Genomic DNA, 14,795 nt, shown 5'->3' with positions numbered 1-14,795 from the left:
ACTTCGCTTAAAAGGGCCACACCAAAGGGATCAAGAGTAGCGCTATCGCCCCGGTCAGTATATTCAAACCACACCCCAAACGCAGAAAATCGCTCACCCGATAGCCCCCGGGGCCATATACCATCAGGTTGGTTTGATACCCAATGGGGGTTAAAAAGCTGGCTGAGGCAGCAAACATCACCGCCACCACATAAGGCATCGGGCTAACGCCCAGGCTTTCTGCCGCGCTCATCACCACCGGAAAAATAATCACTGCGGCGGCGTTATTGGTCACCAGTTCAGTGAGTAGCGCAACCACACAGTAAGTGCCGATCAGCAGTAGCAAAGGATTCCCCGCCACTAAGGTAAGCAAACTCCCGGCAATGACCTCAGCGGCGCCGGAGCTTTGCAGCGCGGCACCCACGCCAAAGGAAGCAGCAATGGTTAACAGCACTTGGGTATCAAGGCCACGTTTGGCCGCCCCCACCGAGCAACACCCTGTCAACAGCGCTAATGCCGCCCCTAACATCGCGGCGTTCAACATGCTCAACACGCCCAGGGCGGCGAGCAGCACAGCGCCTAACAGTAGCCCCCAGGCGAGTGGCGCCTTTTCGTGTATCGGCCGCGCCGCGCCATTCAGCTCGCTAATCAGCAGGAAGTCACGGGATTGGCGATGCCGCTCGATAAACGGCGGCCGTGCTTCCAGCAGGAGCACATCAGCGGGCTGAAGCCGAACCTGACCTAGATTGCCTTTGACGCGTTCGCCACCGCGGCAGATCGCCAGCACCGCCGCCCCATACAAGGTTCTAAAGTGGCCGTCGCGAATACGCTGGCCAATAAACTGGCACTGGTTAGAAACCACCGCCTCGACCAAGCGGCGCTCCTTAAACTCTTTCTCCAGACTGGACGTATCATCCCGAGAAGGAATCAAACCCCGAATTTGCTGCAGCTCCACTGCGGCATCAGAGGTGCCCGCAAACACCAGGCGATCACCGCCCTTTAACTGCTCGCCGGGACCCACCACGCTCACCACGTTGCCCGCGCGCTCAATTTCAACCAGAAATAGCTCCTGCAAATGGCGCAGCCCGGCTTCTTCAACGCTGCGGTCGACCAGCACGCCCGCCGGGTCGACCTCCATTTCAATGGTGAACTCACGGGGATTGGCAAATGCCTTGGCCACCCCTTCCCGGGAAGGCAGTAAACGCGGCCCCAGTACGATCAGATAAACGAGCCCCACCACTGCCACAGGAATACCTACCCAGGCTAAATCCAACAGTCCCATCCCCAGTTCGGGGTAATGTTCCAGCAGCAGCCCATGCACCACTAAGTTAGTGCTGGTACCAAATAAAGTAATCGTACCGCCTAGAATAGACGCAAAACTGAGCGGCATCAGCAACCGCTGAGGAGATAAACGCAGCCTCCGGCTCCAGCTCATTACGGCCGGAATGTAGGTGGCAACCACAGGCGTGTTATTAACGAAGGCGCTGAGTGCTGCCACAGGCAGCAAGAGGCGTACCAGCGCGCCTCTTTCTTTATGGGGACGGCCAAGCACATAGCGAATGATCAGATCGATACCGCCGGTTTCACGAATGCTTGCCACCAGTACATACATAAAGGCAACGGTGAATAAGCCGCTATTGGAAAAGCCCCCCAGCGCCTGCTGTGGGTCAATCACGCCCAGCGTCATCAACACAATCACCGCGCCCAGCAGAATAATATCCGGGCCTAGGCGGGCAAACGCCATTAGCGGGAAAATAGTCAGCACCACTCCTACGGCAATCCAAGCATCTAGCGACATCACCACCACACCCTAATAAATAAACAGGGTAGTATTGTGAGGCCAGCCTTATATTCTAAAAAGTTATTTTTAGAAACATTTAAAGAACAAAATAGAATATACCGGTGTGAGGTGTGAGGTGTGAGGTGTGAGGTGTGAGGTGTGAGGTAAGTGTCGTTGCACTCAATCTTATAAATACAAAAAACCCCGCACTTGGCGGGGTCCCTTGGTCAATCAACGCTAGGCGGTGATTGCTAACATCTCAATATTTAAGAATTAACTTAAACAACTTTGATGTTAGAAGCCTGAAGGCCTTTTTTACCCTGGGTGACGTCGAAGGAAACCTTCTGGCCGTCTTGCAGAGATTTGAAACCTTCAGACTGAATTTCAGAGAAATGCGCGAACAGGTCGTCGCCATTGTCGTCAGGAGAAATAAAGCCAAAGCCTTTAGTGTCGTTAAACCATTTAACGGTGCCAGTTGCCATGATCGAAATCCTCGATGTAGCTAATTAAATCCGGGAAATACCCGAAGTGCAGTGGGTAGAACAAGAAACCTTCACCAGATTTAACGCTTGAGGCGCTTCTATGCTGCTGACAACGTTCGACTTGCTAACCAACTGGCGTCATTTTGCGCCTAACCCGTGCGCGCGTCAACACACTTATAATCGCGGCCATGCTGGCTTTTGTGGCGGGGTGATGGCCGGTCATTGACCGCGCTCAGCAAGGAGCCAACCGGCCGCTTTCTCTGCAATCATCAGCGTGGGTGAATTGGTATTGCCACTGGTAATCGTTGGCATAATACTCGCATCAGCCACGCGTAGCCCGCTAATGCCATGTACTCGCAGCCGACTATCGACTACCGCCATGGCGTCATCTTCACGGCCCATTTTGGCAGTGCCAACAGGATGAAAAATCGTCGTGCCTATATCCCCCGCCAGCCGGGTTAGCTCGTCATCGGTTTGGTACTCAACGCCGGGCTTCACTTCTTCTGGAGCGTACTTGGCAAACGCGGTCTGCTCGGCGATCCGCCGGGTGACACGCAGAGAATCCGCGGCCACCTTTCGATCCTCTGCCGTGCTCAGGTAATTGGGCGAAATAGCCGGTGCCTGTCGGGGGTCGCTGCTTTTTAGCCGCACCGTGCCACGACTGGTCGGATTCAAGTTACACACGCTAGCGGTAATCGCCGGGTACGGGTGCAGTGGTTGGCCAAAAGCCTCCAGGCTCAGCGGTTGCACATGGTATTGAATATTGGGGTACGTTTGTTCCTTAGAGCTGCGGGTAAACGCCCCTAACTGTGAAGGCGCCATGCTCATGGGCCCAGTGCGCTTAAGCAGGTACTCCAAGCCAATCCCCGCTTTACCTAACAGGGTGCTTGCGATGGCATTCAGGGTTTTGCCATTGGTTATTTTATATATCGAGCGAATCTGCAGATGATCCTGCAGGTTCTCCCCCACCCCGGGCAATTCATGCACTACCTCAACGCCATGTTCGTCTAGCAATTCCCTCGACCCTACGCCGGAAAGCTGAAGTAGATGCGGCGTACCAATAGCCCCCGCGCAAAGCACCACTTCGCCGCTCACCATGGCGCGCTGCACCTGACCACCCCGCTCCACCTCCACACCTGCGCAGCGCAGCGCCTCTCCACGCTTTTCAAATAGCAGTCGATTGACCTGAGTGGAGTGCCAGAGCGTTAAGTTGTCGCGCTTCAACGCGGGTCGCAAAAACGCTTTAGCAGTATTCCAGCGCCAGCCCGAGCGCTGATTAACCTCAAAGTAGGCCACGCCTTCGTTAGTGCCGCGGTTAAAGTCCTCGGTACGCGGAATACCTGCCTGGACGGCAGCCTCGGCAAAATCATCCAGCACCTGCCATTTAAGGCGCTGCTTTTCGATCCGCCATTCACCGCCGTGGCCGTGGAAATCTCGATGTTTCGCATCGGCATCACCGCCGTCGTCCAAGCGGTAGTGATCTTCGTGCTTGATGAAATCGGATAAGCAGTTCTCCCACTTCCAGGCATCGTCGCCCGCCACATCGGCCCAGTGATCGTAGTCCCGGGCCTGCCCGCGCATATAAATCATGCCGTTGATACTGGAACAGCCGCCTAGCGTCTTGCCCCGCGGATAAATCAACGAGCGGCCGTTAAGGCCTTTGTCGGGCTCAGTGCGAAACAGCCAGTCGGTACGTGGGTTATTGATGCAGTAGAGATACCCCACCGGAATATGAATCCAGTGGTAATTATCGCGCCCACCCGCCTCTATCAGCAGGACACGATGATTCGGATTGGCGCTCAGCCGATTCGCCAGCAGGCACCCGGCGGTGCCTGCTCCCACCACGATATAGTCAAACTCTAAACCCGCATTTGGCGCTGCTTGTGATTGTTGTTGAGCCATTATTGTTATCTCCGCTGAGCTTACTTCGCGGTCGGCATGACGAACTCAGCACCGGCATCAATGGAGTCCGACCAGCGCTGCATAATTGATTTCTGCTTGGTATAAAAACGCACGCCCTCTTCACCGTAGGCATGGGTATCGCCAAACAAGGAGCGTTTCCAGCCGCCAAAGCCGTGCCACGCCATCGGCACCGGGATAGGCACATTGATCCCCACCATGCCGACCTGAATACGGCGGCCAAACTCCCGCGCCACCGTTCCGCTTTCAGTGAAGCAGCTGACGCCGTTGCCAAACTCGTGATCGTTAATCAACTGGATCGCGGTGGCAATATCCGGCACTCGCACACAGACCAGCACCGGGCCAAAAATCTCCTCCTTATAGATCGTCATCTCGGGGGTGACGTTGTCGAACAGCGTGCCGCCCATCCAGAAGCCTTCGGCGCAGCTCTCACCCGCCGCTGAGGCCTCAAAGGCACGGCCATCGACGACCAGTTCAGCGCCTTCAGCCACGCCTTTTTCGATATAGCCGGTAATCCGCTGGTGGGCTTGGCGGGTCACAATGGGGCCCATTTCCGCATCAAGCTGCATACCGTCTTTTACTTTTAGCGCTTTAGCCCGCTCAGCCAGTGCCGGCACGACTTTATCCGCCACGTCGCCGACCAACACCGCCACGCTAATCGCCATGCAACGCTCACCGGCAGAGCCGTAGGCGGCGCCGATCAGCGCATCGACTGCTTTATCAAGGTGGGCATCCGGCATCACCACCATGTGATTTTTGGCCCCGCCGAGTGCTTGAATACGCTTGCCGTTCCGCGCGCCGCGCTCGTAGATCAAATTGGCAATCGGCGTAGAACCCACAAACGACAGCGCCTTAACGTGCGGATGGTCGAGCAGCGCTTCCACTGAATCCTTATCGCCCTGCACCACGTTAAATACGCCATCGGGCAGACCCGCCTGTTTTAGCAGATCGGCCATCAACAGTGAGGCGCTTGGGTCAAGCGGGCTTGGCTTCAAAATAAACGTATTACCAGCAGCAATGGCGAGCGGAAACATCCACATCGGCACCATGGCCGGGAAATTAAATGGCGTTATACCAGCGACCACCCCTAATGGCTGGCGCATCGTCCAGTTATCGATGCCGGTACTTACCTGCTCGGTATAGTCACCCTTGAGCAACTGGGGGATTCCGCAGGCGAATTCAACAATATCAATACCACGTGCGACTTCCCCCTGGGCATCGGTAAACACTTTGCCGTGCTCTTTGGTAATCGCTTCGGCTAGCTCATCTTTGTGGACATTTAACAGCTCTAGAAACTTGAACATCACTCGGGCACGGCGAATGGGCGGTGTATCGGCCCAAGCTGGAAAGGCAGCTTGAGCCGCTTCGACAGCGGTGTTCACATCTTGTGATGAAGCGAGCGATACACGGCCAGTCACGCGACCGGTGGCGGGGTTAAAAACGTCCTGAGAGTTTGAAGACTCGCCAGCGGTGACCTGGCCATTAATAAAGTGCTGAATCGCTGTTGTTGTCATGGGAGTACCTGTTTTTAAGAGCGTAGGTTTTAAGAGCGTAGGTTTTAAGAGCGTAGGTTAAGTGCTTACGAAAGAGCCTGCGTTTAGCCTAGCCTACTGGGCGCTGGGAACAGATCAATTGAGTTATTTAAAAGCCAGTTATAAGCTTTGCTAATATCACCAGCATGCGTTGAGGCCCATCATGCAAGACTACGCTACACTGCGCGCCTTCGTGGCTGTTGCAAGAACGGGCAGCGTGTCACGCGCCGCTGAACAGTTACACTTGACGCAACCTGCCATCAGCCTAAAGTTGAAGCAATTACAGGCCAATTTAGGTCTCACGCTGTTTAGTCGCCGCCCCCAGGGGCTAGCGCTGACATCCGACGGCCATGCCCTGCTCCCAGCGGCTGAAAAAGCTCTGGCCAGCGCCCAGGCATTTGAGCAAACCGCTGGAACGCTGCACAGCACGCTACGCGGCAAGCTCTCCATCGGCACCATCGTTGACCCGGAATTTCTTCGCTTAGGCGCCTTTTTAAGCCGCCTGATGGCACGGGCGCCCCAATTAGAAACCGAACTGCAGCATGGAATGAGCGGCAGCGTGCTAAACCGCATCGCACAGGGTGATCTGGATGTCGGCTTTTACCTGGCACCGCCTGGCGAAGGCCCTGGATTGAACCAGGGGCATGAGGCACTGGCTTGGCGCGAGCTGACGCACTTTGACTATCATGTGATTGCCCCTGCAGGCTGGGAAAACCGACTCATTGATACCCGTTGGGAGCACTTAGCCACGCTGCCGTGGATCGTTACGCCACAGGATTCCGCCCACCACCGGCTGCTGAAGCAAGCGCTCGCCAAGAGCGGCGCAGTGCCTAACCGGGTAGCCCAGGTTGACCAAGAAGCCTGTATGTTGGATCTGGTCCGCGCAGGCGTTGGCTTAAGCCTGGCCCGCGACGCCCTGGCAATGACTGAGCGCCAAGAGAGTGGCCTGGCCGTCGCAGACAACCTCCGCCTGCCCTGCGCATTAAGCTTTGTATGGCGACACGACAGCACCGCTGAACCGACCGTGAACGCGGCACTCAACACGCTGGACGAAGTATGGCCACATCGCTTGGGCTAGGTTGTCAGAAAAGGCGTTTAAGGAAAGGGTTGTAAGGAAAGGGAACGCTAAGCCACTAATCGACTCAACATAAACGATAACGCGCCACCGCCACTGGAGTGCTTGCAATGATCCGATTGCCCCTTTCTCGTCCACTTACGCTTTGCGTGTTGGCTGCCGCTAGCCTCGCCAGCACTTCGCTTCACGCCCAGTCCACTCAAGCGCAATCTTCTCAAGAGCCGTCCTCTCAAGCCCAGGGCAATGCAGAAGCCACGTTTGCAGGCGGCTGCTTCTGGTGTATGGAACCCCCTTACGACAGTCAGCCCGGTGTTAGCGCTACCATCTCCGGCTACATCGGCGGCGAACTTGAGAATCCCACTTACGACGATATCTCCCGGGGTGGTACGGGGCATGCGGAGGTTGTGCAAATCGAATATGACTCAGAGCAGATCAGCTACGAGCAATTGTTGGAAATTTTCTGGCGCAATATCGACCCCTTCGCGGTAGATCGTCAGTTTTGCGATGTGGGCGATCAATACCGCTCGGCAATCTTCTATCACGACGAAAGCCAGCGTGAACTCGCCGAAGCCTCCAAAGCGGAAATGGAAGAACGCTTTGACCGAGAAATCGCCACCCAAATAGTACCTGCCACCACCTTCTGGGCGGCCGAGGAGTACCACCAGGATTATTATCAAAAGAACCCCGTTCGCTACAAATTCTATCGCTTCAGCTGTGGGCGCGATGATCGCCTGGAAGAGGTGTGGGGCGAAGAAGCCGGCGGGCCTACATTTGAATAAAACGCATTAATAGTGAACTGATTGATTAAATCAATGCCCGAAACTGAGCACCTCTATTATGCAGAGGCACTCAGTTTGTACTAGAGTGACTCTGTACTAGAAATAGACCGGTCGATTAAACGCTCAGGAGCTGGGCGTCATGACCCACACGTTGATCTATAGATAGGAGATCTTATGAGCAACAGCATCACAACGATTAATCCGACCAACGGTGAAACACTCGATACTTATGCGCTGATGAGTAGCGCTGAAGCCAAGCAGGTAGTCGATGCCTGCTACGATGCTTTTCTCGATTGGCGCCTTGAATCGTTGGAGAGCCGCGCTAAAACGGTGAAAGCAATTGGCCAAGCACTTCAGGAACATAAAGAAGAGCTTACCGACTTGATGGTCAAGGAAATGGGCAAACTCCCTGCCGAAGCCCGTCAAGAAGTGGATCTGTGCACCGGTATCTGTGACTACACCGCTGAACACGGCCCCAAAAAGCTAGCCGACGAAGGGCGTCAGCCTGGCAACGGTGAGCGCGGCTTTATTAGCTATTCTCCCATGGGCGTGATATACGGCATTCAGCCCTGGAACTTCCCCGCTTACCAAGTAGTTCGCTACTCCATCGCCAATATCATGGCGGGTAACGGTGTGCTGCTTAAACACGCTGAAAACGTCACCGGTAGCGGTTTATTATTGGAAAAAATTTACCGTAAGGCCGGTCTACCGGAAAACGTCTTCCGTACGCTGGTGATTTCTCACGATGTTTCAGATGAGGTAATCGGGCATCCTGCCGTGCGTGGCGTAACGCTAACAGGCAGCGACGGTGCAGGTCGCAAAGTGGCCACCAAAGCCGCCGAATACCTGAAGAAGACCGTGCTTGAGCTAGGTTCCAATGATGCCTACCTAGTGCTTGACGATGCCGACCTTGATGTTGCCGTGGATACCTGTGTGCAGGGGCGTGTCTATAACGGTGGTCAAACCTGTGTGGCGGCCAAACGCTTTGTGGTGACTGAGAAAAACTATGAAGCCTTTAAAGAACGCTATGTAGCTCGCATGCAGTCGCTCAAAGCCGGTGACCCAACTCAGGAAGGCAGCGATCTCGGCCCTATGGCGCGTGTTGATCTGCGCGATGATCTCCATGAGCAAGTGGAAGAGAGCGTGCGTAAAGGCGCGAAGATCCTCTGCGGTGGTGAGAAACCATCCGGTAAAGGGGCGTTTTATCCGGTGACCGTGCTGGATAATGTGACCCCCGGTCAGCCAGCATACGACGACGAGCTATTTGGTCCGGTTGCCGCGCTGATTCGTGCCAAAGATGATGAAGACGCCATGCGTATCGCCAATGACAGCCGTTACGGCTTAGGCGGCGGCATCATCTCTAAAGACGTTAAGCGCGCCACCGAGCTTGCCAGCAAGTACTTCGATACCGGCATGGTGTTTATTAACGGCTTTGGCGTTGCCACACCGGAAATGCCCTTCGGCGGGGTAAAAAACTCCGGCTATGGGCGTGAACACGGCGGCTTCGGCATGCACGAGTTCGTCAACGCTAAGTCGGTGATTGTCGTTCAAGAGTAATACGCTAATTTGTTAGCCTATAAGCAGTAAAAAATAGCGCCGCAAGCCTTGTTTCCCGCCAGGCTTGCGGCGCTTTTATTGGTTACTCGACGCTTCGTTGAGGTAAGCGGCGCTGCCAAAGCTTTAACCCTATCGCCATGATCCCCCACGTTATCAATGCTGCGACAACATCGTCTAAAACGATACCGAAACCGCCATGCATATGCTCAGTGAGGTGAATTGGCGGCGGCTTTAGCGCATCAAAAAAGCGATAAACACCAAACCCGAGCGCGATTACCAAGGGATGGCGCGCTGCCGCTAAACCAATAACCGCAAGCGGAAAGGCTACATACTCGTCGGCGACAATACTGCCATGATCCAACCCGTCATAATGCCAGGCGGCAACGTGGCAAACAGGCATCGCTAACACCACCAGAACCGCCATTACGATCCCTTGCTGACCCACCGGGCGGCTCAATAACCACCACGCCAAGGGAATCCCTAACAGTGAGCCAAACGTACCGGGTGCAACCGTTGCTAGGCCTAGTCCAAAGCCCGTCGCTAACCAAAAATTAAACGTATCCAGCATTAACCCGCCTGCTCGGCTTGACGCTCAAGTTCGGCCGTCATCTCTTTGGGTAAGTTAAGGGCACTGGCCAACTGGTCCAGCCAAGCGCGTTCCATAGGGTTTTGATCGTCGGTCACTGCCACACTAATCAGGTACATCTCGCGTGCCGCCTGAGGGGAATCTGCCTCACGAGCCAGCGCCTGTGCATCCAGCGGTGCTTTTAACTGCTGCTCTACCCAGTTATGCATCTCTTGATCGGCACCTAAGGCATCGATCTGCTCGGTGATCAACGCCTGTTCCTGCTCATCAATGTGACCGTCGGCACGTGCCGCCATCATCATTGCCTGCAGTAATTCCAGGCTACGACGCTCTTGGATCTCACCGCTAAGAACTTCAACCCGCTCGCCCTCTGACGCAGGTTGGGCAGTATTTTGACCACTGTCAGTTTTTGCCGCCTGAGAGCTTTGCCAAGCCTTCCACGCCAGCATGCCGACCCCGGCAATCGCGCCATATTTCAGTGCTTTGCCACCCATGCTGCGGCCACGCTTAGAACCAACCAGCATGCCCATGGCACCGCCACCAAGCAGGCTTTTAACATCAAAACCACCGGATGAGCTGCTTCCTTGGCCACTGCTACCGCCGCCTAATTGCTTAGAAAGCCCACTCAGGATGCCTTTAACATCGACACCGCTGCTGCTACCGGCTTGCTGCATCAGCTGCTGTAAAATCTTGCTTGCGTTCATCCTTGCACTCCTAAGTCGATATTATCTTTAGAGCTCGTTTAACGATTAACACACTTTATAAATCATTCTATATGAACGCAGCATGAACTAACGCTGGCTTGGGCTTTAAATGTCATAGCCTTTAAATGCCCGAGCCTTTAAATACCTTAGACATTAATGAAGTGCGCCCTTCACTTCCACCGAGCTCCCGTGCCGGCTAGCGTGCACTTCTATACGGATGGGCATTTGCTCTTTGAGCTCGCTGACATGGGAAATCACCCCAATCATGCGCCCGCCCATTTGCAGTTCGCTAAGCATGGCAATGGCTTGATCCAGAGCATCCTGATCGAGACTACCAAACCCTTCATCGATAAATAGCGTATCCAGTTGAATACCACCAGCGTAAGCCTGCACCACATCCGAAAGACCCAACGCTAACGACAGCGCTGCCATGAAAGATTCGCCGCCGGAAAGCGTCGCTACCGAACGGTTCTTGCCGGTGTAAGTGTCAGCCACATCCAGCTCGAGACCTGACGCTTTATTGCCCTTAGTGGGGTCCTCGCGGCGCACCAACTGATAACGCCCGCGGCTCATGCGTACCAGCCGTTCTGAAGCCTGAATCAAAACATCATCCAGCAGCACGCCGAGCACGAAACGTTGCAGGCTGATTCTATGCCCGGTGCGGCCATTAGCGACTTCGCTTAGCGTGCCCCAAAGCTGATATTGGGACTCAAGCTTGGCCTGGGCCGTATGCGCAGTCGCCAGCTTTTGGCGAATACCTTTTAGCGTCGTTAAACGTCCATCAAGCTTTCGCCAAGCTTCCAGCTGGGTATGCTCTTCCGCTTGAGCGATCTCTGTCACCGTAGTGAGCGCGGTAATATCCGGCGCTGTTTTGTCGGCAAGCTGGGTATGGTAATTCTGCAACGCCCCTTCGAGTTCGGCTAAGCGGCGCTGGTACGCCTCGATTTGATGCGTCAACGCTTGCCGCTGGGCATCATCCAGCTGCGCCGTCTGAAACGCCGTCTCATCGCTAAAGGGGCTAGCCTGCAGCGCGGCTTGCCACTCTGTTCGCGCCTGCTGTAACGACTGCTCGCTGCGTTCGATTCGTTCGTTCGCGCCGCGTAGCTGCTCATCTGCTCGCGCCAGTTGGGTTTGGCTGTTCGTCAGCGCCTGCTGAGCGCTTTCCCAGGCTTGTTCAATTTGGGTAACTTCGCGCTCGAGTTCCGTAAGTGTTTGGCGCATAGCGTCAGGATCACGAGCATCGTCAGGCAGCGACTGACTCAACTGATCACGCTGGCTTTCTAGCCTTAACGCGTCCTCTTTGGCTTTTTCAACCGCGGGCCGCTGGGCTTTAAGCTGTTTATCCAGCGCGCCCCTCTCACGCCTTAACGCATCACAGGCGGTGATTTGTTGGCTAATCTCGCGCTCAACGCTTGTCTGCCGAGCGACCTGGCGATGCAACTCATCGCAGGTTTTTTGTAGCTCATTCAGCGGTTGGCTAGCCCACTCGCCTAATTGCTGATTGAGTCGCTGTACTTGCTCGCTGTGGTAGCTTATCTGCTGCGCTAGCTGTTGGTGATAGCGTTCAGCGCCCTGGAAAGATTGACGGGCCTGCGCCTGGGCGGCGCGAGCGTTTTCCACCTGCTCTTTGGTGACGATATCTGCGTTATTAACGGCCGGGGTCGGATGCGCCAGGCTGCCGCAGACAGGGCAAGGGGCATCGTCCTCAAGAGTGAGCGCTAGCAGCGCAGCCTGCCCTTGATGCCACCGCATCTCCTGCTCGGTAGCGAAGCGTTCCGCCTGCTCTGACTCACTGCGCCGCTGGTCTAGTGCTGCCGTTGCCTGCTGTTGTTGCGTGGTAAGCTCACGCCCCTGGCCGGTTAGCACATCCAGCTCTTTACGTTGGGTTAGCAGCGTTTCAAAGCGGTTTAGCTCGACAGGGGCGCTGGCCAGCTGCTGGCGTTCCGTCTGTAACCGTTCTAGATTAACGCCTGCCGCTTCTCCCTGTTGGCGTATGGTGTCCAGTTGCGCCTCATCGCGTTTGAGGGCACCGTCAGCTTGTTGCCAAGCGGCCTGCGCCGTTTGGAATCGCGCCTGTAGTTCGCTTAATTGCTGGCCTTTGTGAATAAACTCGCTCAACTGGCGATGACGCTCGCGCAGTTCAGGAAGCCCTGCCTGACGCTCGCGGGCCGCCTCAAATGCACGCTGCGCCTGCTCCGCGCTAGTGCGCTGGCTGCTCAGTGCGGCGTCTGCCTGCTGCTGTTCCGCGTGGGCGGTGCTTAGCGCCTGCTGCGCTTGGGTTAACGCCGTACGCTGGGGGCGCAACGCCTGTGCGTGCTCACTTTGGGTCAAATGGTCCTGAATGCTGGCGACCTGGCCCTGCTGTTCAAGATGACGCGTTTTTTCAGCCGCCAAGCTATCCCGCGCTTCAAACTGGCGCTGAAGTGCCTGGGCATCATCGCGCTGTTTTTCGGCTTTACGTCGCTGCAGTTGGGCGGTTTCGAAGTCCTTTCGCGCTTGCTCGACCTGGGGCGTCAACGCTTCAAACTCTTGCTCTAAAGCAGCTTCACTCTCCAGCTCACCACCGTCGAGAATCCCGCTGATATGTTGGCGATGCTCTTTCACTTCCCGTTCAATTTGATTGGCCTGAAGGCGCAAACGCTCTTCAATACGCTGAAAGATTTGCGTTTGAAACAGCTGGGAAAAAATCTCCTCGCGCTTTTTGGAGTCAGCGATCAATAGTTCACGAAACTTACCTTGGGGCAGCACCATCACTTGGCGAAACTGGTTGGCATCCAGGCCTATCAAGGTTTGCAGCTCAGCGGTGGCATCGTTGACTTTGCGCGCCACCAAGCAGTTCTCTACCTCGCCATCCGCGCTCAAGCGCCATAGCTGCGCTTCCGCGTTATGGGTAGTGGTGCCTTCGCCACGCGCCTTGGGGCGCTCTTGCTGCGGCACGCGGCGTACCCGGTAATCCGCTCCGCGCAAGCGAAAATCAAGCGTCACTTCCGTTAGGAGCGTGGCGTTCGCTTGGTCGCAGCGCATCTGAGAAGGTTCACGCTCATTACCCGTCGTTTGGCCATAGAGCGCAAAACATAACGCATCGAGAATCGAGCTCTTGCCCGCCCCGGTGGGCCCGTTAATCAAAAACAACGGGCTTCTACCAAGCGCGGTGAAATCAATCGTTTCCGTGCCCGCGAAAGGGCCAAAGGCCTGCATGGTAAGGGTTAACGGCGTCATTCTTGGGCCTCATCGCGCTGCAGCTGGCTAATCAACTCGGCCATGGCACTAGCCTGCTTATCGCTCATGGCATCACCGCTGGTCTGAGTAAAGAAGTCACTAAACATATCCAGGGCATCAAAGCGTAACCGCTCGCGGTCAAGTTGCTGAGTGCCTCGTGCTTCCAGCATGCCGGGCTTTTCCAGATGCAGCACATTGGGATATACCTCACGCAGCTTGCCCATAGGGTCGAGAATGGCGTGGCGATCGGTCAACCGCACTAGCAAGTAGTCATCTGCTTGTGCGTCCGTTCTTCCCTGGGCGATTAGCGCATCCATCTCGCCTTCTAATACGCGTACTTCACGGCTGGGTATTAGCGGAATCTGTTCGATGTGCTTTATCCCGCTCGCGTCTACGTCCAACAGCGTGACGCCTTTGCGCTGGCTGGCTTCGGAAAAGCTGTACTTGAGCAAGGAGCCGCTATAGCGAATATGCTCCCCGCCGCGATACTGCGGGCCGTGCAGGTGACCAAGCGCCACATAATCGAAGCCCTGCATAGGCTCCCAGGCCACGCTTTCAGCACCGCCGAGCGTTAGCGGGCGCTCCGAATCAGACGCGCTGCCGCCATCCACAAAGCAGTGGCTCATTAATATGCAGGGACGTGTTGCATGACGGCGCTCGCTAATCTGCTCAACCAAGTAGCGATGGGCAGCGTCAAAGTCGCGCACTTCCACGTTAAACTGGCTGCGTACATGCTCAGGGTCGGCGTAAGGAATGCCGAATATATCCACTTCGATGCCGTCAATGGTCAGCGTGACGGGCGTGGCGAACTCAGCTAAATCGGAGAGAATATGCAGCCCGGCTTGGCGCAGGTGGCGCGCGCCAAAGCGCAACCGCTCGGCGCCATCATGGTTGCCTGAAATCATGATGACCGGCAGCTTACGCACCTCGCATAGCGCATGTAGCACCTCGTCGAGCAGCGTTACCGCCGCCGAAGGCGGAACCGAGCGGTCATAGATATCGCCCGCAATCAGCACCGCATCGACGTTTTCCCGGTCGATTATCTCGATGAGCTGGTTAAGCACATGGCGCTGGTCTTCCAGCAACGAAAGGTTGTGAAATAGCCGACCCAGGTGCCAATCAGCGGTGTGGAGTAAACGCATAACAAGCTCAACAGCCAATAGTGTCGCGGCATCATAGCAA

General features: G+C 55.6%; 11 protein-coding genes. 3 read left to right on the top strand and 8 right to left on the bottom strand.

Features of this window, described 5'->3' with window-relative positions; genetic code table 11:
• Positions 1–7: 7 nt before the first annotated feature.
• The 4 genes from HZS80_RS14025 to HZS80_RS14010 all read right to left on the bottom strand — a co-directional run bounded on the left by HZS80_RS14025 (position 8) and on the right by HZS80_RS14010 (position 5,675).
• On the bottom strand, positions 8–1,777 hold the full coding sequence (locus tag HZS80_RS14025) for an SLC13 family permease (RefSeq protein ID WP_179916440.1): 1,770 nt from the start codon (positions 1,775–1,777) through the stop codon (positions 8–10).
• A 260-nt stretch (positions 1,778–2,037) separates the two neighbouring features.
• Complete coding sequence (locus tag HZS80_RS14020) at positions 2,038–2,241, bottom strand: cold-shock protein (RefSeq protein ID WP_008958127.1); 204 nt, start codon at positions 2,239–2,241, stop codon at positions 2,038–2,040.
• A gap of 219 nt (positions 2,242–2,460) precedes the next feature.
• Complete coding sequence (locus HZS80_RS14015; protein ID WP_179916439.1) at positions 2,461–4,143, bottom strand: GMC family oxidoreductase; 1,683 nt, start codon at positions 4,141–4,143, stop codon at positions 2,461–2,463.
• 20 nt (positions 4,144–4,163) lie between these two features.
• Positions 4,164–5,675: a CoA-acylating methylmalonate-semialdehyde dehydrogenase gene (locus HZS80_RS14010; protein WP_179916438.1), complete on the bottom strand. Its 1,512-nt coding sequence runs from the start codon at positions 5,673–5,675 to the stop codon at positions 4,164–4,166.
• A gap of 181 nt (positions 5,676–5,856) precedes the next feature.
• On the opposite strand from HZS80_RS14010, the gene HZS80_RS14005 reads away from it, so the two are divergent.
• The 3 genes from HZS80_RS14005 to HZS80_RS13995 all read left to right on the top strand — a co-directional run bounded on the left by HZS80_RS14005 (position 5,857) and on the right by HZS80_RS13995 (position 9,104).
• The gene (locus HZS80_RS14005) at positions 5,857–6,771 is read left to right on the top strand and encodes a LysR family transcriptional regulator (RefSeq protein WP_179916437.1); all 915 of its coding nucleotides are present in this window, start codon (positions 5,857–5,859) and stop codon (positions 6,769–6,771) included.
• Positions 6,772–6,878: 107 nt separating this feature from the next.
• Entirely contained in the window at positions 6,879–7,547 is a 669-nt protein-coding gene (gene msrA, locus HZS80_RS14000; RefSeq protein ID WP_179916436.1) for a peptide-methionine (S)-S-oxide reductase MsrA, read from the top strand.
• A gap of 174 nt (positions 7,548–7,721) precedes the next feature.
• Positions 7,722–9,104, top strand: coding sequence for an NAD-dependent succinate-semialdehyde dehydrogenase (locus tag HZS80_RS13995; RefSeq protein ID WP_179916435.1), 1,383 nt, complete (start codon positions 7,722–7,724; stop codon positions 9,102–9,104).
• 82 nt (positions 9,105–9,186) lie between these two features.
• Here the strand turns inward: HZS80_RS13995 and HZS80_RS13990 are convergent, their stop codons facing one another.
• The 4 genes from HZS80_RS13990 to HZS80_RS13975 all read right to left on the bottom strand — a co-directional run bounded on the left by HZS80_RS13990 (position 9,187) and on the right by HZS80_RS13975 (position 14,755).
• On the bottom strand, positions 9,187–9,672 hold the full coding sequence (locus HZS80_RS13990) for a phosphatidylglycerophosphatase A family protein (protein WP_179916434.1): 486 nt from the start codon (positions 9,670–9,672) through the stop codon (positions 9,187–9,189).
• Positions 9,672–10,394, bottom strand: coding sequence for a tellurite resistance TerB family protein (locus tag HZS80_RS13985; RefSeq protein ID WP_179916433.1), 723 nt, complete (start codon positions 10,392–10,394; stop codon positions 9,672–9,674). Before HZS80_RS13985 ends, HZS80_RS13990 begins: the two co-directional genes overlap by 1 nt.
• 153 nt (positions 10,395–10,547) lie before the next feature.
• A complete protein-coding gene (locus HZS80_RS13980; RefSeq protein ID WP_179916432.1) occupies positions 10,548–13,613 on the bottom strand; it encodes an AAA family ATPase in 3,066 nt (1,021 codons plus the stop codon).
• Entirely contained in the window at positions 13,610–14,755 is a 1,146-nt protein-coding gene (locus HZS80_RS13975; protein WP_179916431.1) for an exonuclease SbcCD subunit D, read from the bottom strand. Before HZS80_RS13975 ends, HZS80_RS13980 begins: the two co-directional genes overlap by 4 nt.
• Positions 14,756–14,795: the final 40 nt, after the last annotated feature.

Source organism: Vreelandella glaciei (genome assembly GCF_013415125.1).
GTDB lineage: Bacteria > Pseudomonadota > Gammaproteobacteria > Pseudomonadales > Halomonadaceae > Vreelandella > Vreelandella glaciei.
The sequence above is the reverse complement of the archived record's forward strand: the minus strand, read 5'-3'. Positions and strand labels throughout refer to the sequence as shown.